At 72.7% G+C, this 18,543-nt stretch carries 18 protein-coding genes; 10 read left to right on the top strand and 8 right to left on the bottom strand.

Annotation, left to right across the window (positions count from 1 at the left end):
- The first annotated feature begins 82 nt into the window (after window positions 1–82).
- On the top strand, window positions 83–655 hold the full coding sequence (locus ABD067_RS03030) for a hypothetical protein (protein ID WP_343893679.1): 573 nt from the start codon (window positions 83–85) through the stop codon (window positions 653–655).
- 95 nt (window positions 656–750) lie between these two features.
- Here ABD067_RS03030 and ABD067_RS03025 read toward each other — a convergent pair whose 3' ends face one another.
- A complete protein-coding gene (locus ABD067_RS03025) occupies window positions 751–2,052 on the bottom strand; it encodes a class I SAM-dependent methyltransferase (RefSeq protein ID WP_343893678.1) in 1,302 nt (433 codons plus the stop codon).
- 524 nt (window positions 2,053–2,576) lie between these two features.
- Here ABD067_RS03025 and ABD067_RS03020 point away from each other — a divergent pair.
- Complete coding sequence (locus tag ABD067_RS03020; RefSeq protein WP_343893677.1) at window positions 2,577–3,929, top strand: DUF4910 domain-containing protein; 1,353 nt, start codon at window positions 2,577–2,579, stop codon at window positions 3,927–3,929.
- A 560-nt stretch (window positions 3,930–4,489) separates the two neighbouring features.
- Window positions 4,490–5,467 (top strand): NAD-dependent epimerase/dehydratase family protein, encoded by a 978-nt coding sequence (locus ABD067_RS03015; RefSeq protein WP_343893675.1) that lies wholly within the window; start codon window positions 4,490–4,492, stop codon window positions 5,465–5,467.
- 108 nt (window positions 5,468–5,575) lie between these two features.
- Here ABD067_RS03015 and ABD067_RS03010 read toward each other — a convergent pair whose 3' ends face one another.
- The 4 genes from ABD067_RS03010 to ABD067_RS02995 form a co-directional block, all read right to left on the bottom strand.
- On the bottom strand, window positions 5,576–6,457 hold the full coding sequence (locus ABD067_RS03010) for an alpha/beta fold hydrolase (protein WP_343893674.1): 882 nt from the start codon (window positions 6,455–6,457) through the stop codon (window positions 5,576–5,578).
- Entirely contained in the window at window positions 6,450–7,520 is a 1,071-nt protein-coding gene (locus tag ABD067_RS03005) for a hypothetical protein (RefSeq protein ID WP_343893673.1), read from the bottom strand. Before ABD067_RS03005 ends, ABD067_RS03010 begins: the two co-directional genes overlap by 8 nt.
- Before the next feature lie 80 nt (window positions 7,521–7,600).
- Entirely contained in the window at window positions 7,601–8,077 is a 477-nt protein-coding gene (gene greB / locus ABD067_RS03000) for a transcription elongation factor GreB (protein WP_456305236.1), read from the bottom strand.
- 84 nt (window positions 8,078–8,161) lie between these two features.
- Window positions 8,162–9,145 (bottom strand): MBL fold metallo-hydrolase, encoded by a 984-nt coding sequence (locus ABD067_RS02995; RefSeq protein WP_343893671.1) that lies wholly within the window; start codon window positions 9,143–9,145, stop codon window positions 8,162–8,164.
- A gap of 186 nt (window positions 9,146–9,331) precedes the next feature.
- Here ABD067_RS02995 and ABD067_RS02990 point away from each other — a divergent pair, with 186 nt between their 5' ends.
- From ABD067_RS02990 to ABD067_RS02980, 3 genes are all read left to right on the top strand, one after another.
- Window positions 9,332–10,867, top strand: a complete 1,536-nt coding sequence (locus ABD067_RS02990) for an AMP-binding protein (RefSeq protein WP_343893670.1) — start codon at window positions 9,332–9,334, stop codon at window positions 10,865–10,867.
- A 92-nt stretch (window positions 10,868–10,959) separates the two neighbouring features.
- Entirely contained in the window at window positions 10,960–11,277 is a 318-nt protein-coding gene (locus ABD067_RS02985; RefSeq protein WP_343893669.1) for a hypothetical protein, read from the top strand.
- A gap of 79 nt (window positions 11,278–11,356) precedes the next feature.
- Entirely contained in the window at window positions 11,357–11,686 is a 330-nt protein-coding gene (locus ABD067_RS02980) for a helix-turn-helix domain-containing protein (protein ID WP_343893668.1), read from the top strand.
- A gap of 25 nt (window positions 11,687–11,711) precedes the next feature.
- Here the strand turns inward: ABD067_RS02980 and ABD067_RS02975 are convergent, their stop codons facing one another.
- The 3 genes from ABD067_RS02975 to ABD067_RS02965 all read right to left on the bottom strand — a co-directional run bounded on the left by ABD067_RS02975 (window position 11,712) and on the right by ABD067_RS02965 (window position 15,117).
- Entirely contained in the window at window positions 11,712–12,683 is a 972-nt protein-coding gene (locus ABD067_RS02975) for a tripartite tricarboxylate transporter substrate binding protein (RefSeq protein ID WP_343893667.1), read from the bottom strand.
- Window positions 12,684–12,784: 101 nt separating this feature from the next.
- Window positions 12,785–13,966 carry an acyl-CoA dehydrogenase family protein gene (locus ABD067_RS02970; RefSeq protein WP_343893666.1) on the bottom strand — a complete coding sequence of 394 codons (1,182 nt, stop codon included), beginning with the start codon at window positions 13,964–13,966 and terminating at the stop codon, window positions 12,785–12,787.
- Between the two features lie 14 nt (window positions 13,967–13,980).
- Window positions 13,981–15,117, bottom strand: a complete 1,137-nt coding sequence (locus ABD067_RS02965; protein WP_343893665.1) for a CaiB/BaiF CoA transferase family protein — start codon at window positions 15,115–15,117, stop codon at window positions 13,981–13,983.
- 161 nt (window positions 15,118–15,278) lie between these two features.
- On the opposite strand from ABD067_RS02965, the gene ABD067_RS02960 reads away from it, so the two are divergent.
- The 4 genes from ABD067_RS02960 to ABD067_RS02945 all read left to right on the top strand — a co-directional run bounded on the left by ABD067_RS02960 (window position 15,279) and on the right by ABD067_RS02945 (window position 18,318).
- Complete coding sequence (locus ABD067_RS02960) at window positions 15,279–15,542, top strand: hypothetical protein (RefSeq protein ID WP_343893664.1); 264 nt, start codon at window positions 15,279–15,281, stop codon at window positions 15,540–15,542.
- Between the two features lie 135 nt (window positions 15,543–15,677).
- A complete protein-coding gene (locus ABD067_RS02955; protein ID WP_343893663.1) occupies window positions 15,678–15,920 on the top strand; it encodes a hypothetical protein in 243 nt (80 codons plus the stop codon).
- Window positions 15,921–16,498: 578 nt separating this feature from the next.
- Window positions 16,499–17,740 (top strand): ABC transporter substrate-binding protein, encoded by a 1,242-nt coding sequence (locus ABD067_RS02950; protein ID WP_343893662.1) that lies wholly within the window; start codon window positions 16,499–16,501, stop codon window positions 17,738–17,740.
- Window positions 17,647–18,318, top strand: a complete 672-nt coding sequence (locus ABD067_RS02945) for a DUF4337 family protein (protein ID WP_343893661.1) — start codon at window positions 17,647–17,649, stop codon at window positions 18,316–18,318. The genes ABD067_RS02950 and ABD067_RS02945 overlap by 94 nt, the downstream gene beginning before the upstream one ends.
- Window positions 18,319–18,543: the final 225 nt, after the last annotated feature.

Here is an 18,543-nt window from a genome sequence, read left to right as displayed (position 1 = left end):
TGCCGCGGGGAGGCGCACGAGGAGCCCGGGAAGCGCGGCCGGTGATCTTCCCGTCCTGGCCGCGCACCCCTATCGTCGCCGCATGTGGCGCCTTCGGTACGCACTGGAGCAGGGCGAACGGCTCCGCGCCCTTCCCGCCCTCGCGCGGGATCTCGGTGCCGCGGCGCTGGTGCTCGCCGTGTTCGCCTCCGTGGCGGCCCTGCCCTTGGTCACGGTGCCGGCCGCCGCCCTGGTGCTGCTCCCCGCGCTGCTGCTCACCGCCGTGGTGTTCGGCCGCGACAGCGCGTTGCTGGCCGCCTTGCTCGCGGCGCTGGCCGCGCGGTCATTGCCGCCCGGGGAAACGAGCGTATCGATCGGCCTGCTCGCCATCGCGGCGCTGTCCGGATTGGCGTTGATGGTGGCGGCGCTCCTGGAGGAGGTGCGCCGCAGCCGGGCCGAAGCCGAAACCGCCCACCTCCGTTCTGACGTCACCGCCCGCCACTCCGCCGAGCGGGTGGAAGCGGCGCGCCAACAGCTCCGCGCAGCGGAGACGCGCCTCGTCGAAGCGGAGCGTGAACTCAGCCAAGCCAGGCAGGACCTGCGCACGGCGGCCGCGCGCCCTGGGCACGGCGAACCGGCGCTGGAAGGCGCGTTCCGCAGCGAAGGCGGCGTCTGAACCGCCCCGCCCCGATTGGCCGGAAGGGGTTCTTTCGCGCGCCCTCACCGGGGCGGAGCCGGGCGCACGCGTGCCGCCCCGGTCGCCGCCGGCTGTCAGAACACCTCGACGGTCGGGATCGGCACCACGAAGCGCCCGCCCCAAGCGCGGATGCACGACATCTGCGCCGCCACCTCGTCCCGCAGGTTCCAGGGCAGGATCAGCACGTAGTCGGGCTTCTCCTCCAGGATGGCTTCCGGCGCGCGGATGGGGATGCGGGTGCCCGGCAACAGCAGGCCTTGCTTGTGCGTGTTGCGGTCCACGGTGAAGGGCAGCAACTCCTTCCCGACGCCGCAGTAGTTGAGCAGGGTGTTGCCCTTGGCCGGGGCCCCGTAGCCCACGACCTTCTGCCCGGCCCGTTGCGCGCCGATCAGGAAGTCGAGCAGGGCGCGCTTCGTCTCCACCGGGCGGGCGGCGAAGCGGCGGTAGGCGTCCATCCCGTCCAGCCCGGCGTCGCGTTCGGCCGCCCGCACCCGCTCGACGGCCGGGGTCTCCGCCTTCGCGGCGTCCTCGGCGTGCCGGACGAAGACGCGCAGCGATCCGCCGTGGGTCGGCAACTCCTCCACGTCGAACACCAGCAAGCCGTGCTGGCCGAAGATCCGCTCCACCACGAACAGCGACAGGTAGGAGAAGTGCTCGTGGTAGATCGTGTCGAACTGGTTCCGCTCCATCAGCCGGAGCAGGTGCGGGAACTCGAAGGTCACGACCCCGCCGGGGGCCAGCAGGACGCGGAACCCCTCCACAAAATCGTGCAGGTCCGGCACGTGCGCCAGCACGTTGTTCGCCGCCATCAGCATGGGCGCCGGATGGGTCTCGCGCAGGCGGTGCGCCGTGCGCGCGCCGAAGAACGCGATGTCGGTGGGGATGCCGCGCGCGATGGCCGCTCGCGCCACGTTGGCCGCCGGATCGACGCCGAGCACGGGTATGCCCCGCTTGGCGAAGTGCTGTAGCAGGTAGCCGTCGTTGCTGGCCACCTCCACCACCGGGGTCTCCGCCCCGAGGCCGAACCGCTCGATCATCCGCGCGGCGTACTCCGCCGCGTGGCCCAGCCAAGCGTCCGAGAAGGACGAGAAGTAGAGGTAGTTCGAGAAGATGGTCTGGGGGCTCTCGAACTCCGCGAGCTGGACCAAGCGGCAGTCGGAACACACCAGGGCGTGCAACGGGTAGAACGGCTCCATCTCCGACGCGCGAGGCGGGTCGACGTAGGAGTTGGCGAGAGGCGTCATGCCGAGGTCGGCGAAGGTCTCGGTCAGCGACGCTCCGCAGCAACGGCAAGTGGAGGTTCCGGCCGCGGGAGACGGTGTCTCGCTGGTCAGTCCGGCCGCGGTGACCTCCAGAACGACTGGAGAGGCGTTCATTTCAACTGGCTCCCTTCGGTACCGTTATTATTGCGTCACGCGCCGGGCATCCACAAATTACGTCTCGTTGTTCGCCGGATGGCGTGAGCCGGCGCATGGGCGCGTCGCGCCGATGCCAAGCACCGGCGAACCGCCGGTGTAACCGCTCCGGAAGCCGGGCCGGGCTGGGGTTCCGAAGCGCGGCCGAGGCCGTGCGGCCGCCGCCGCCACGGCTTGTCGAGCACGCGACGCCACCAGTGCCACGACGCGCCGCACAACTCGGAGCGAAGCGTTCAAGCGACCCCGCGACCACATCCAACGCTCCACAAGTCGAGTTGCCGTCCCGCGCCGCCGCTGGTCGGACGTTGAAGGACCGAACTGGCGGAGGTACATTCGCTCACGCAGACGGTTTGGGCAATTGCGCCAAAGCATCTCGCGAGTACTTAATATCGTTAACAACGCTTAATCTTCTGTGACGGGGTAATGAAGCGCGCGGCGGCGCCGGTTGGTGCATGGTCGCAAGCACGAGACTTCGGAGGCGCGACTTGCCGCTAGATCGAGCCGAGGCAGCGAGCCAGGAGGTGCGCGGCGACGGGGGGCCGTCTTCCGGCGTCACGGGCGAAGCCCTGCACGCCCACTGCCGCGCCCTTTACGCGGTTTGCCGCAGCATCACCGGCCCTGGCCTCCGCGCCACCCTGGCCTACGTCGCCGAGCGCTTGCCGCTCGCCGTACGGGAGGTGCCGAGCGGGACGCCGGCGCTGGACTGGGCCGTGCCGCGCGAATGGACGCCGCGCAGCGCCTGGATACGCAGCCTCGACGGCGAGACGGTGGTGGATTTCGCGCGCCACAGCCTGCACCTGCTGCAATACAGCAAGGCCGTGGACCGCGTGGTATCGAACGAGGAACTCCAGCGTCACCTGCACAGCCTGCCGGAGCAGCCGGACCTCATCCCGTACCGCACCGCCTATTACAGCGACACCTGGGGCTTCTGCCTGCCGCACCGCTTGCGGGAAAGCTTGACGGACGCCGCCTACCGCGTGCGCATAGACGCCGACCTCGCGCCCGGCGCCCTGTCCTACGGCGAATGCGTCCTGCCGGGCGAGAGCGCGGACGAGGTGCTGATCTCCGTCCACTGCTGCCACCCCTCGCTCGCCAACGACAACCTGTCGGGCCTGTCCTTGGCGCTGGAACTGGCGCGCGCCTTGGAGGGCCGGAAGCGCCGCCTCACCTGGCGCTTCCTCTTCATCCCGGGCACCATCGGCTCCGTCGCGTGGCTGGCCGCGAACCGCGACGGCGCCGTGGGGCGCATCCGGCACGGGCTGGTGCTGAGCTGCCTCGGCGACGGCGGCGCCTTCCACTACAAGGCCTCGCGCCGCGGAAACGCGTCCATCGACCGGATCGCCGCGCACGTGCTCCGGCACGAGGGCGCCGGCAACCAACTGCTGCCCTTCATCCCCTACGGCTACGACGAGCGGCAGTACTGCTCGCCCGGCTTCGACCTGCCGGTCGGCTGCCTCATGCGCTCCCCGAACGGCACCTTCCCGGAGTACCACACCTCCGCCGACGACTTGGATTTCGTGCGGCCGGAGCACCTGGCCCGCTCCTACGCGGCGCTGGAGCGCATCGCCGACGTGATCGAGGGCGACGCCCTGCTCCGCTCCACCGCGCCCTACGGGGAGCCGCAGCTCGGCCGCCGCGGCCTCTACGCCGCCATCGGCGGCACCGGTCCGGGCGAGACGGGGCGCGGCTTCGACCAGATGACGCTGCTCTGGGTGCTGAACCTCGCGGACGGCCGCCACACCCTGCTCGACATGGCCGAACGCGCCGGCCAGCCCTTCGCTGCCGTGCGCGCCGCCGCCGACGCGGCGATCGCCGCCGGGCTGCTGGTGCCGGCGTGACGGAGGCCGGACCCGCGGAGGGCGCTTCGATCGGCGACGGCATGGCGCAGGGCGCCCCGGACCAAGGCGAAGCGTCCCATCGAGGCGCCTTTCGGCCCCTCGACGCGCGCGCCCTCTGCCGGGGCCCCGGCCCGGGAGCTTCCCCGGTGCGGGAGGCGCGTCACCGGGTCCCGCCCCGGACCGGCAGCCCCGTCCCGAACCGCGCGAACCGCCGGCGCGCGATGACGAGTGCGAGCGGCGATCGGACGGAGCTTGCTTCGCGCCGTCGTCGGTATTAACAAGCCGCAATGATGTTCCGCCACTTGCCGGCACGCGTGCCGCCGTCGGCCATGACGCCGCCATAAGGCATCCAAGCTGACTCGGGGCCGGATCGCTCGCGCGAAGCGCGGCAGCCCCTAGGCGCGTCCAGCGAGCCCCGCGGTTCGCTGCAGCGCCATCGCAAAAGCCCAACACAACACGGCCCTGTCCGGCGCCGCGCCTCCATGCGCGGCCCAGGGGCCTCGGCGGCGGCGTGAGGTCAACGACCAGCGACGACACGCCGGCATATCGGGAACGCATCCATGCCCAAGATTCTGGTCACCGGCGCCACGAGCTTCCTCGGCGGTTGGGTGGTGTCGCGCCTGCTCGACGCCGGGCACGAGGTGGTCGCTTGCCTCAACCCGCGCTCGGCGCAGCCGCCACACCCGAAGCCGCGGTACCACGCGCTGGACCTCGGCCGTTCGTGCCGCGAGGTGCGGCCCGACCTCACGGACCCCCGGGTCGCCGAGGAGTTGGTCGCGGCGGAGGCGCCGGACGCCGTCATCCACATGGCGTCCTTCGGCGACCTGAACCGCTGCCTCCAGCACCCGCTCGAAACATTCGACGCTTGCGCGCTGATCGGCCTGCGCCTGCTCGAGGCGGTCAGGAGGAGCGGGCGGCGCATCCCGTTCCTGTGCCACTCCACGGACAAGGTCTACGGCACCAACCCCGTCCCCTTCCGCGAAACGATGGTGCTGAAGCCGTCCAACATCTACGAGATCGCCAAGGTGGCCCAGGACCAAGCGGCCCAGTACTACGGCAAGGCGCACGGCATCCCGGTCGTCGTCGTCCGCTGCGGCAACTACTTCGGCGGGTACGACTACAACTTCACCCGCATCGTCCCCTACGCCATCCGCCAGAACCTCCTCGGCGAGGAGATCGTGCTGCGCTCGACCGGCGAGTTCACCAGGGACTTCCTGTACATCGAGGACGCGGCCGACCTTAACACCTTCCTGCTCGGCCGGCTGTTCGACGGCGACGACGGGCTCGCCGGGGAAGCCTTCAACTTCTCGCTCGAGGTGCAGGTCAGCGTGATCGAACTGGTCGAGAAGATCTGCGCGCTGATGGGCAAGCCGCCGCGCGTGCGCGTGGAGAACGCCGCGAAGCACGAGATCCCGGACATGCGGCTGGACTGCGGCAAGGCGCGCGATGCGCTGGGCTGGCGTCCGGCAACCGGCTTGAAGGCCGGGCTGGAGAGGAGCATCGACTTCTACCGCTCCCATTTCGCGCTCGCGTCGTAAGCCGGCGCTCGCCCCCTTCGCGGCCGTGGCTGCCGGCATCGGAACCGGGGCCGCCGCGGGCTGCGGCCCGCGGTTTGTCTGCGGCGAGCGCGGCCCGCGCTTCGGGCGTCAAGCCCGCCGGCGGTCCAGCATGTCGAGCAGCATCGCGTCGAACGCCGGCGCCGCCTCGTAGGCCACCCAATGCCCGGCGCCGGGGACCACGCCGGTCCAGGCGTCGGGGCGCACCGCGCGCAGCGCGGCGAACCGCGCCTCCACCTCCGGCCAAGCGATGGCGTCCCGCTCGCCGTAGACCAGCGCCACCGGCGCCGCCGCCCGGGCGACGGCGTCGCGCAGCAGGGCGGTGCCGGCGAAGCCGCGGGATCGGAAGCGCGCCTCCCGCGTGTTCAACTCCTGCACGTGCAGCGCGAGCCCGTCGATCCGCTCCGGGTCGGCGAACATCAGCACCGCCAGGTTGTGCCGGTGCGCAGCGACCCGCTCGTCGCCTTCCTTGTCGCGCACCGTCACCAACTCCGTCCGCGGCCGCGGCAGGCCCATGGACGCGGCGCCGACCAACATCAGGCTGCGCAACTCGGGCCCGGCCTCGGCCGCGACGTGGCCCGCCACCAGCGCGCCGAAGGAGAAGCCGGCGAGGTCGTAGGGCTCGTGCGCGCCGTCCAGCACGGAAGCGAGCCCCGCCCGCGCCACGGCCGCTATCGGCGCGGGCGTGTCCGCCCGCGGCGGCATGGCGGACCGGCCGAGGCCCGGCAGGTCCGGGCACACCACCCGCCGGTCGGCGGAAAGCCGCTCGATGTTGCGCACCCAATGCCGCCACGACCCGGAGCCGCCGTGGAACAGCACCAGCGGCCGCTCTGTACCGCCGCCCGGCGGCCCCCACTCGCGCCACGCCATCGCGCCGTCGCCGCAAGGCGTCTCGTGGCGCCGCGACCGCGCCTCCAGCGCCGCCAGGACGGCCTCCGGCGCCCCGGAGGATGGCGCCGCCGCGTCAGCCACCGTCGCGGTTGGTGAAGCTGGCGTTGCCGAGGCCGGTGCCGATGGTCAGCACCGCCCAGTGCCGCACGCCCCGCATCCACGGCGCTTGGCTCAGGCCCTGCACCACGGCGTCGTTGTGGACCACCACCGCCGTGTCCCGCCCGCCGATGCGAGGCAGCCCCTCCCGGACGCTGCGCGGAAGGCTGAAACGGCTGCCTTCCCAGTCCCCCGGCAGGTTCTGGCCGCCGCGCTCGATGCAACCGGCCCCGTTGATGCGACCCGGGCAGCCGACGCCGACAAAGGGCGCGAGGCGGAGGCCGTGCTCCTCGGCCTTGCCGGCCAGCCCGCGCAACATGTCGATGAGGCGCCCCACCGCCGCCTCCCGCCCGGGCTTCTCCTTGGCGTGGCGCCACACCTCGGAAGCCCAGACGCGGGCGGCGGACAGGTCCGGCGCTTCGTCCAGCTCGGGCAGCACCACGCCGGCCCGCATGTTGGTGCCGCCGATGTCAACGCACAGGACGCCGTCGAAGCCCGACAGCGCCTCGGGCGGCACCAGGTGCGCGCCGCCGACCAACCCCGCCTCGTCCGGGTCGTGGCGGATCGGCACCAAATCCACCGCGCGCCCGTCGTCGCCTTTCAGCAGCATGGAGGCGCGGCCGATCGCCAGTTCGCCCACCCGGCTCGCGCGCATGCCGCCTCCGACCACCACGCATTCGGTGCCGTGCCAGGCCGGCTCGTCCAGCAGCCGCCCGGCCACCTCGGCGAGCGACTGCGCGAACTCCTCCACCACGCCGTGAACCAGCCCGCCCGCTTCCCAATCCCCTTCCGCCAGCATCCTGTCGAGTTGGCCGCGGCTGATGGCGTCGGTCGGCGTTTCGCCGAGCGGGTCCTCGTCCGCGTCCTGGAGCTTGGCGCGCCAGTGGTCGAGGATCGCCTTGAAGGCGCGGTTGCTCGCCTGGTCGCCGAGGAAGCCGTGGCCGGCGCGGATCTCCGCGTTGTAGGCGTCCACCGTCACGCCCCACGGGAGGGTCTCCGCGCCATGGACGAACGGCGGAGCGCACGTCCGTTCTGCTTGGTCAGGCATGGAATCTCGCTGCTGTTGCAACCCGAAAACGCCTGCCAGGGCGGGGCGTTGCCGCACGGAACCGTCCTGCCACAGGGGGTTCACGGAGGGTTCCCGGGCTCCGGGTAGCGAATCGCCAGCACCTCCAATTCCTCCACGCCGCCGGGCGTCCGCAGCTTCACCAAGTCGCCCACCGACGCGCCGAGCAGCGCGCGTGCCACCGGCGCGGCGTAGGAGATGCGGCCTCGCCCGGCGTCCGCCTCGTCCAGGCCGACGATGGTGACGGCCGCCTCCGCGCCGTCCTCCCGCGCGTACTCCACCGTCGCCCCGAAGAACACCCGGTCGCGCCGCGCCGGCTTCGCCGGGTCCACCACCTGCGCCCGGTCCAGCCGCTTGCGGAGGAAGCGCAGCCGGCGGTCGATCTCGCGCAGCCGCCGCTTGCCGTACTGGTAGTCGGCGTTCTCGCTGCGGTCGCCGAGCGAGGCGGCCCAGGACACCACCTCCACCACGCGCGGCCGCTCCTCCTGCCACAGGCGCCGCGCCTCCTCCGTCAGCGCCGCGTGTCCGGCGGGCGACATGACGAAGGGCGCGTCCCGCGGCAGGCCGGGCGGCACGTCGCTGTCGTCGTCCTCATCCTCGTCGCCGCCCGGAGCCCCCGCCATCTACGAGACGGAGGTCAGGTTCATCGGCGACGGCATCCACTCGTAGCCGTCGCCCTCGCGCGAAACGTGCCCGATGCCCGGCCAGGGGAAGTGGTAGGACAGGATCCGCTCGCGGTCGGTGGCGAACCGGTCGAGCATCCTGCTCCGCGTCTGCGCCGACTGCTTCGGGTCGGTGTCGAAGGCGAACTCCCAGGCCGGCTTGCGCAGCAGCAGCACCTGGTGGTGCGCCAGGTCGCCGGTGTTCACCAGCGTCTCGTTCCCCGAGCGGACGGCGTAGACGTGGTGGCCGACCGTGTGCCCGGGCGCGGCGAAGGCGGTGACGCCCGGCACCACCTCCTGCCCGTCGCGCACCATGATCATGCGGTCGCGGTAGGCGGACAGGTTCTTCTTGGCGCCGTCGATGAACACCTTCATGAATTCCGGCCCGCGCTTGTTGCCATCGTCCGTCCAGAAGCGCAGGTCGGCCTCGCTGATGGCGACGCGCGCGTTCGGGAACACGCGCTGGCCGCGGCGGTTCACCAGGGCCCAGACGTGGTCGCAGTGCGCGTGGGTGGCGCAAACCACGTCGATCTGCCCGGGCTCGATGCCGGCGGCGCGGAGGTTCTGGAGCAGCTTGCCGGTGGTGGGGCCGAACATTTTGCTCTGCTCGCCCATGCTCTCGCCCATGCCGGTGTCGAACAGGACGAGGTGGCGGCCCGTGTTCACCACCAGCGCGTTCTGCTCCAGCGTCGCGCTGTCGGGCGGCAGGAAGTGGTCGCGCATCAGCGCCGAAACCTCGTCCGGCGACGAGGTCGGGAAGGCCGGCTGGATGGCGCCGAGCGGCAGCCTGCCGTCGGACACCACCGTGGCCTCGAAATCGCCGACCTTGAAACGGTACCAGGCCGCCGGCGTCGTGTTGCGGAAGGGCGCCCGCGCCTCCGCCACGCCGGGCGGGAGAAAGGGCAGCGCGGCGGACGCGCCGAGCAGCAGGCGGCGGTTGAGCATGGACGGCTTCTCCCCAAGAGGCACCGGGCCGCCGCCATGGCGGCGGCGTCGGGCCGGTCCCGGACGGCGCGCATCTTGCGGCGATTCCGCCCCGCTGTCAGCCGAGCATGGCGCCGGAAGCGCGCCCCGCGATTGACGCCGAGTCCGGCTCCGCCGCACCCTCGGCGGACGGGGGAGGAGAGGGCCATGGCGCAACTCGCGCACTGGGCGCGTCGGTGCCCCGAGCGGACCGCGGCGCTGTTCCCGGAAACGGGCGCGGCGGTGGCCTACGGCGCCCTTGCGGCGCGCGCCAACCGCGCCGCGCGATGGCTCGTCGGCCTCGGCCTCCAGCCGGGCGATGGCATCGCCCTGCTGCTCGACAACCGCCCCGAGTTCCTGGAACTGCACCAAGCGACGCGCGACGCCGGCCTCTACTACACGCCGCTCTCCATCCACCTTCGCCCGCCGGAGGTCGCGCACGTGCTGCGCGACAGCGGCGCCCGCCTGCTCGTGGTCAGCGACGCCCTCGCCGACCTCGCGGCGGAGCTGCAAAGGGCAGGGGCCACCGGCGGCCTGCCCCGCTACGCGCTGGGCGCCACGGGCCTGCCCGGCCACGAGAGCTACGAATCCGCCCTCGCCGCGTACCCGGAGACCGCGCCGCTGCCGGAACGCCCGCTCGGGCGCGAGTTCCTCTACTCCTCCGGCACCACCGGCCTGCCCAAGGGCATCCGCCGCCCGCTGATCCCCTTCGCCGACGCCGACAAGCCGGAATGGGACATGACGTGGCGCGAGCTCTACGGGTTCGAGGAGGGCATGGTCTACCTCTCCCCCGCGCCGCTCTACCACGCCGCGCCGAACCGCTACGTGCAGCGGACCCTTGGCGAGGGCGGCACCGCCGTCATCCTCCGCAAGTTCGAGCCCGAAGCCGCGCTCGCCGCCATCGAACGGTTCCGTGTCACCCACAGCCAATGGGTGCCCACCATGTTCGTCCGCATGCTCGCCCTGCCGGAAGAAGTGCGGCGCCGCCACGACCTGTCCTCCCAGCGCTGCGCCATCCACGCCGCCGCGCCCTGTCCGCCATCGGTGAAGCGCGCGATGATCGAGTGGTGGGGCCCGATCCTGCGCGAATACTACGCCGGCTCCGAAGGCGTCGGCACCACCGTCATCGACTCGGAGGAATGGCTGCGCCGCCCCGGCTCCGTCGGCCGTCCGGTGAACGGCGTGCGCGTCCACATCGGCGACGCGTCGGGCCGCGAGCTGCCGCCCGGCGAGACCGGCCAGATCTGGTTCGAGGGCGCGCCGCGCTTCGCCTACCACAACGCGCCGGAGAAGACCGCCGCCGCCTACAACGACCGCGGCTGGGGCACGCTGGGCGACCTCGGCTGGCTGGACGAGGAGGGCTACCTGTACCTCTCCGACCGCCGGGCCGACCTCATCCTGTCCGGCGGCGTCAACCTCTACCCCGCCGAAATCGAAGCGGCGCTGGCCGCGCACCCGGACGTGTCGGAAGTCGCAGTGGTCGGCGTCCCGCACCCCGAATTCGGCGAAAGCGTCCACGCCGTCGTGGTGCCGCGGCCCGGCGCGGCGGCGGAAGCGGCGCTCACCGCCAGCCTTGAAGCGTGGTGCCGCGACCGCTTGGCCGGGCCGAAGCGCCCGCGCTCCTGGGAGTTCACGGAGGAACTGCCGCGCAGCGAGGCTGGCAAGCTGCTGCGGCGCTTGTTGAAGGAGCGGTATTTGCGGTGACGGACAGCGAGCGCGCGAAGCCGGCGCTTGGAGTTCTACGCCGTTGACGTAGCGTTCATCCGGTGTGGCGCACCGAAGAGCTATCGTTCGAGTTGGACGACGAAGCGACTTCGGACCCGGTCGTGACGGCCGTGGTTGGCACGCCCGATGGCCCGCTGCGGTTCATGGCCGAGCCGAGGATGGACGGGAACGCCCTGGTACTGATCGGCCTGCACACCTTCGGGGACCTGCTGCGGCCCAACTCGGTCGGGGTGGCGAACCTGCGGATCGTGGCCGACATGGTGATGGAGAGGATGGGCTTCGATGGAATCGTCGTTGAGGGAGCGGTTCGCACGACTGGGGCCAATCCGGGCCATAGAAAGGGTCGCGTCCGGTTCGCCCGCCGCCTTCGTCCTGACGCCCCTCCCTGACCGGAGGAGCTTCAACACCGTTTCCGCTGCCGTGGAACTCACCCGCCGCGGCATCCCGCTCCTCCGCGCCAAGCGCGTGATGGAGCAGATGCTCGTCGAGACGAAGGCTTATGTGGCCCTGCCCGTCATGGACGACGTGGACACGGTGGTCCGCCTGATGGAGTCTTTCGGCATCCGCGCCGTCCTCCACGGCGCGCCCGAGACGGTCGACGTCAAGGCGATCCGTGACGGGCTGGGGCTGACGCAGGAGGAATTCGCCGTCCGCTTCGGCCTCGGCCTGGATACGGTGCAGAACTGGGAAAGCGGTCGCCGCCAGCCCGACCGCACCGCGCGCAGCTACCTGACGGTGATCGCCCGCGAGCCGCGGCGCGTCGAAGAAGCCTTGCGCCCGGCGGCCCGCGACGCCTGACGGCGGGCGCCGCGGTCACGCGGCCTCACCCCGTTCGCAGCCCCAACCGCTCCACACGGCGCTTTTCCATCTCGATCGTCTCCAGCATGAACCGCCCATAGGCGGCGCTGTCCAGGTACTCCACCGGCTGGTCCAGTTGCTTGAGCGTCGCCAGGTGCTGCGGGTCGAACAGCGCCAGCTTCATCCCGTCGTGCAGCGTCTTCACCACCGCAGGGTCCATGCCGGCCGGGCCGCACAGGCCGTAGGGCGAGGTGACGACCATCCCCTGGTAGCCGAGTTCCACCAGCGTCGGCACCTCCGGCCAGCGCTCCGACCGCTGGCCGACCCACAGGTTCAGGAAGCGCAGCTTGCCCTCGTCCACGAGCTTGCCCGCGCCTGAGCCGGCGGCGAGCGCCTCGATGTGCCCGCCCAGCACCTGCGGCACCGCGTCGCCCTCGCCGCGGAACGGCACGTGGATCACGTCGAGCTTCTCGCGCTCGGCCAGCTCCACCACCGTCAGGTGCGGGGTGCCGTTGGCGCCGGTGTTGCCGATCCGCACCCGGCCCGGCCGGCGGCGCGCGTCCTCAACCAAGTCCCCCCACGTCTTGTACGGCCCGTCCGCCCGCACCACCACGCCGAACAGGTAGCCGGTGAGGTGGATGATCGGCGTGAAGTCCTTGCGCGGGTCGAAGGGCATCGGCTGCATCCAAGGCAGCCGCAGGCAGGGCAGCGTCATCTGCGTCAGCAGGTAGCCGTCCGGCTGCGCGCGGGCGACCTGGGACGCGCCGAGCGTGCTGCCCGCGCCCGGCTTGTTCTCCACGAGCACCGTCTGGCCGAAGGCCCGCGTCGCCGCTTCCGCCATGGAGCGCATCTGCACGTCCGTCGCGCCGCCGGGCGGGAAGGGGACGATCACGGTGATCGGGCGGCTCGGGAAGCGCTCCTGCTGCGCCCGCAGCACGCGCGGCGCCCCGAGCGCGGCCAAGGGCAGCGCCATCGCTGCGCGGCGGTTGAAAGCCATGTTTCGACGCCTCCCGTGTGTTCTTCTCGCCGGTCGCCAAGCCTAGCGCCGCCCGCGCCCTCAGTCCCCTGACATGTCCGCGGGCGGGCCGAAGGGCGCCGCTACAGCGTCCGCCCGATGATCTCCTTCATGATCTCGCTGGATCCGCCGTAGATTCGCCCCACGCGCGCGTCCGCCCAGGCGCGGCCGATCTCGTACTCCGCCATGTAGCCGTAGCCGCCGTGCACCTGGAGGAAGTCGTCGAACAGGCGGTTCTGCATCTCCGCGCCCAGCAGCTTCGCCGCCGCCGCCAACTCCACCGTCAGCTCGCCGCGCAGGTGCAGCGCCAGGCAGTGGTCGGCGAAGACGCGGAACATCGCCGCCTGCGCCTTGGCCTCCGCCAGCTTGAAGCGGTTGTGCTGGAAGTCGATCACCGCCTGCCCGAAGGCCTGCCGCTCGCGGGCGTAGGCCACCGTGCGCTCCAGCATCACCTCCATGCCGGTCGCGGCGCGGATGGCGATCACCAGCCGCTCCTGCGGCAGGTTGCGGATCAGGTAGGAGAAGCCGCGGTTCTCCTCCCCGAGCAGGTTGGCCACCGGCACGCGCACGCCGTCGAAGAACAGCTCCGAGGTGTCCTGCGCGTGCAGCCCGATCTTCTCCAGGTTGCGCCCGCGCGTGAACCCCGGTGTCCCTTCCTCCACGCAAATGAGGCTGATGCCCTTCCGCCCCGCCGCCGGGTCGGTCTTGGCGACGACGATGACGAGGCCCGCGTTCTGCCCGTTGGAGATGAAGGTCTTGGAGCCGTCGATGACGTAGTGGTCGCCGTCCCGCCGCGCCGTCGCCCGCACCGCCTTCAGGTCGCTGCCCATCCCCGGCTCGGTCATGGCGATGGCGCCGATCAGCTCGCCCCGCGCCATCCGCGGCAGCCACTCGCGCTTGCGCTCGGGCGTGGCGAGGTCGGCGACGTAGGGCACCACGATGTCCGAATGCAGCGGGAAGCCCACGCCCGAAGCGTTGAACCGCGCGATCTCCTCGATGATGACGGCGGAGTGGCCGAAATCCCCGCCCGCCCCGCCATACTCCTCGGAAAGCATCGGGCAGAGCAGCCCCTGCGCCCCGGCCTCCAGCCAGAGCGACTTCGGCACGATCCCGTCCCGCTCCCATTGCCGGTGGTGCGGCGCGACGTGGCGCTCGAAGAAGCGGCGCACCGCGTCGCGGAACATCTCGTGCTCCGCGTTGAGCACCGTGCGTGGCCCGGCCAGCCCGCCGCCGGGAGAGGAGAACGCGTTGGCGACGGTGTCCATGTTGAGTGCTCCTCTCAAGCCGCGGGAATGGCGCCGGCGTCCCGCAAGGCGGCGATCTCCGCCGCCGCGAAACCCCATTCGGCCAGCACCGCCTCCGTGTGCTCGCCGCGCAGCGGCGGCGGCGCCCCCGGCTCCGGGGCGGTGCGCGAGAAGCGCGGCGCCGGCGCCGGTTGCGCCGCCCCTTCGCGCTCCACGAACACCCCGCGCGCCGCGTTGTGCGGGTGGGCGGCCGCTTCCGCCAGATCCAGCACGGGCGCCACGCAGGCATCCGTCCCTTCGAACACCGCCGCCCAGCCGTCGCGCGTGCGCCGGCGGAAGGCTGCGGCCATCGCCTCGCGCAGCGCCGGCCAGTTCGCCGGGTCCATGCGGTCGCCGGAGCCCCAGGCCTCGTCCAGCCCGATCTTGTCCGCCACCAGCGCGAAGAACTGCGGCTCGATCGGCCCCACCGCCACCCAGCGCCCGTCCGAGCACTCGTAGGTGTCGTACCAGGGCGCCGCGCCGTCGAGCATGTTGGCGCCGCGCTCGTTCTTCCATCGCCCGCGCGCCAGCATGGCGTAGACCGGCGCCATCAGCAGCGCCGCCCCGTCCACCATCGCCGCGTCCACCACCTGCCCGCGCCCGGAGGTCTTCGCTTCGAGCAACGCCGCCAGCACGCCCACCGCCAGCAGCATCCCGCCGCCACCGTAGTCGCCGACGAGGTTGAGCGGCGGCACCGGCCGCTCCCCCGCGCGCCCGATCGACCAGAGCGCGCCCGTAACCGCGATGTAGGTGATGTCGTGCCCCGCGGCCTGCGCCAGCGGCCCGTCCTGCCCCCAGCCCGTCATGCGCCCGTAGACCAGCCGCGGGTTGCGAGCGTGGCACGCGTCGGGCCCGAGGCCGAGCCGCTCCATCACGCCCGGCCGGAACCCCTCGACCAGCGCGTCCGCGCGCTCCACTAGGCGCAACACCACATCCGCCGCGCCCGGCGCCTTCAGGTCCAGCGCCACGGAGCGCCGCCCGCGCCCGACGAAATCCCGCCGCGAGCCCGGCTGCCCCTCCGGCCGGTCCAGCCGCACCACCTCCGCGCCGAGGTCGGCCAGCACCATCCCGCAGAACGGCCCCGGCCCGATGCCGGCGAACTCCAGGATGCGCAGTCCCTTGAGCGGCCCCACCGTGCTCCTCCCGCGGTCCGGTCGTCGCACGCCGGTCCGGCGCAGGGAGCATCCGCCGCCCGTCCCGACGGCGCAAGCGCGCCTCCCCGGCGTCGAACCCTGGTCGGCATCGCGCAACGGCGCGCGCGCGCGCGCGTTCTGCCCTCGAAGGAGCACCTGCCATGATGCGGACGACGGGTTTTGCGCTGCTGGTCCTGGCCGGGCTCGGCCTCGGCGCGTGCGGCGGCGGCCGGAACGCCACCAACGACGGCCGGATGACGCCGGTCGGCGCGGTCGGCAGCGGCAACGCCGACGGCTCCTTGGTCGGCGGCAGGGCCGCGCTGGGGCGCGGTGGATTCGCCGGCGGCGCGGCCGCCGGTGCCGCGGCGGGTGGCCCGCTGTCCACGCCCTTTGGCCTCAACTCCGGTCGCCCAGCTTGGCGGTGAACTGAACCGGCGCCCGGAAGCGGAGCGGGAATTCCCGCGCTACCTCGGCCGCATCGCGCGCTGGACGTTTTCAAAATCAAAATGTAATGTTCTCCGAACGCAACGCGCGCTCTGCGCCTCAGGGGAACATCGAACATGCGGAAAACCGGCATCGCGTTGCTGGCGGCGGCCGCGCTCGGACTCGGCGCGTGCGGCCACAGCACCGGCGACCGCGCGGTGTCGGGCGGCCTGATTGGGGCGGGCGCCGGGGCCGGCGTAGCCGCGTTGACCGGGGGCAGCCTCGGCAGCGGCGCGCTGATCGGCGGCGCCGCCGGCGCCGCGGGTGGCGCGCTGACCAGCGGCCGCAAGGTCAACCTGGGCCGGCCAGCTTGGCGCTGAACTGAACCCGGACGTATGGGCCGCAGCGCCGCGGCCCGCCCGGAACCCGGCGCCGGGCACGATGCGCCCGCGGCCCACGAAACGCCCCTCCGAAACGGCCTCGCGCCCTAACCCGGCCGCGGCCGAGCGGAGCGCAGGCGGAAGCACGGCGCGGGATGGCGGACCCCGCGCCGCCGTCCCTCTTCCAACCTGGCGCATCGGCCCGCCCGCCGCGTTTCACGCCCGCGGCGGCGGCATCTCCCGCGGCCCGGGTGGCGCCGTCGGCGGCAACTCCGGACCGGGCGAAGGGCCCGGCGAGGGCGGGATGGGCGCCGGGCCCGGAGCCGGACTCGGCGAAGGCGGGATCTCCGGGCCGGGCGACGGGGCAGGCGGGATCTCCGGCCTTGGGGACGGGACCGGGTCGGACGGGGCCATGTTTGCGTGTCCTTCGATGTCCGCGGCTGCAACGCGCGGCCGGCGCGGTCGTCGCGCGACGGACGCCCGCGGATTGACGCCCCGCCGCCGCGCCTCCACACCACGGCCGAAACGGTGGGCGGCGCCCGGCGCCCAGCGCCCGCCCGTGGAGGAGAGCCGAGCCCATGCCCACCACCCGTCGCGGCGCCCTGCTCGGCGCCGCGGGATCGCTGCCCGCGGCCGCGGCCTCCGCCCAGTCCGCAGTGCCGCGCGACCCGGTCATCCGCATCGGCGTCCTCGCCGACTTCTCCGGCCCCTACCGCGACACCTCCGGCCCCACCTCCGTGGTCTGCGCCCAGCAGGCGGTGGAGGACTCCGGCGCCGCCGCCCGCGGCATCCGCGTCGAGGTGGTGCAAGGCGACCACCAGAACCGCCCGGACGCCGCGCTCGCCCTGGTCCGCCGCTGGTTCGACCAGGACGGCGTCGACATGGTGTGCGAGGTCAACAACAGCGCCATCGCGCTCGCCGTCGCCAATCTCGCCCGCGAGAAGGACAAGGCGCAGCTCGCCTCCGGCGCCGCCTCCTCCGCGCTGACCGGCGAGCAGTGCTCCACCCACACGATCCAGTGGACCTACGACACCTGGATGTTCGCCAACGCGGTCGGCAGCGCCACCGTGCGCAACGGCGGCGACACCTGGTACTTCATCACCGCCGACTACGGCTTCGGCCATCAAATGGAGCGCGATACCTCGCGCTTCGTCCAGGCCGCCGGCGGCAAGGTGCTCGGCTCCGCCCGCTTCCCCTTCCCGGGCACCACCGACTTCTCCGCCTTCCTCCTCCAAGCGCAGTCCAGCCGCGCCAAGGTCGTGGGGCTGGCGACCGCCGCCGCCGACACGGTGAACTGCATCAAGCAGGCCCGCGAGTTCGGCCTGACGCGCCGCGGCCAAAAGCTCGCCGGCCTGGTGATGTTCACCACCGACATCCACGCCATCGGCCTGGAAACCGCGCAGGGCCTCCTGCTGTCCGAGGTGTTCTACTGGGACCTCAACGACCGCACCCGCGCCTTCACCGACCGCGTCCGCCCCAAGACGCCGCAGAACTGGCCGAACCAGGAGCACGCCGGCACCTATTCCGCTTGCCTGCACTACCTGAAAGCCGTTGCCGACCTCGGCCCCGCCCGCGCCAAGGCGAGCGGCGGCGAGGTCGTGCGCCGCATGAAGGCCATGCCCACCGACGACGACTGCTTCGGCCCCGGCCTTGTCCGCGAGGACGGCCGCAAGATCCACCCCGCCTACCTGTTCGAGGTGAAGGCGCCCGCCGAGAGCCGAGGCCCGTGGGACTACTACAAGCTCGCCGGCACCGTGCCGGCCGAGCAGGCCTTCCGTCCGATCGAGGAAGGCAACTGCCCCCTCATCGCGCGGCGCTGAGGCGCGTCGATGTCCGACAAGGCCTCCGAAGCCCACGAAGCCATCGAACTCGGCGCCGAGAACAAGCGCGTCGCCCTGCTGATCGCGGCGCTCGCCCTCGCGCTGGCGCTGACGGAAGTCGCCGGCGACGACGCCAAGACGGAAGCGCAGATGCGCAACGTCGAGAGCGCAACCTTTGGGCCTTCTTCCAGGCCCGCACCATCCGCCAAACGGTGCTCTCGGCGGAGGCCGACCGCGCCGCGCTCGACGCCGCCCAGCTCGCCGACCCGGCGGCCCGCGGCGCCATGGAGCAGCAGATCGGCCGCTGGCGCGCCACCCTCTCCCGCTGGGAATCCGAGCCCGAAACCCGCGAAGGCCGCCGCGAACTGGCCGCCCGCGCCCGCGAAGCCGAGGAAGCGCGCGACCGCGCCATGAAGGAGGACGGCCGCTTCGACGCCGCCGCCGCGCTGCTCCAGGTCGGCATCGTGCTCGCCAGCGCCGGCATCATCACCGGCACCGTCTCGCTCGCCTGGGTGGCGGGCGCCCTCGGCCTCGCCGGCGCCGCGCTCTCGGCCGCGACCTTCGCCGGACTGGTGTGACCGACGACCCCCACCCGCGCCGGCCCCGCACCCTATCTGCTGCGGCCCGGGCGGGCCTGCCGTGAACAGCAACCTCAGCCTGCGCCGGGCCGGCGCCCGCGCTGCGCCTTCCGCCCCGGCCTACGCCGCGACTTGCGCCGGGTCGCTCTGAACGCCGGCGCCGCCCACCTCAGCCTGTCGCCGGCGCGGCGCAGACGGACGCGGCCCCTGCCGCGCGAGCGCGCG

The sequence above is a fragment of the Craurococcus roseus genome, from assembly GCF_039523795.1.
Taxonomy (GTDB): domain Bacteria; phylum Pseudomonadota; class Alphaproteobacteria; order Acetobacterales; family Acetobacteraceae; genus Craurococcus; species Craurococcus roseus.
Note: the sequence above shows the minus strand (reverse complement) of the source record. Positions and strands in the feature narration are given on the sequence as shown.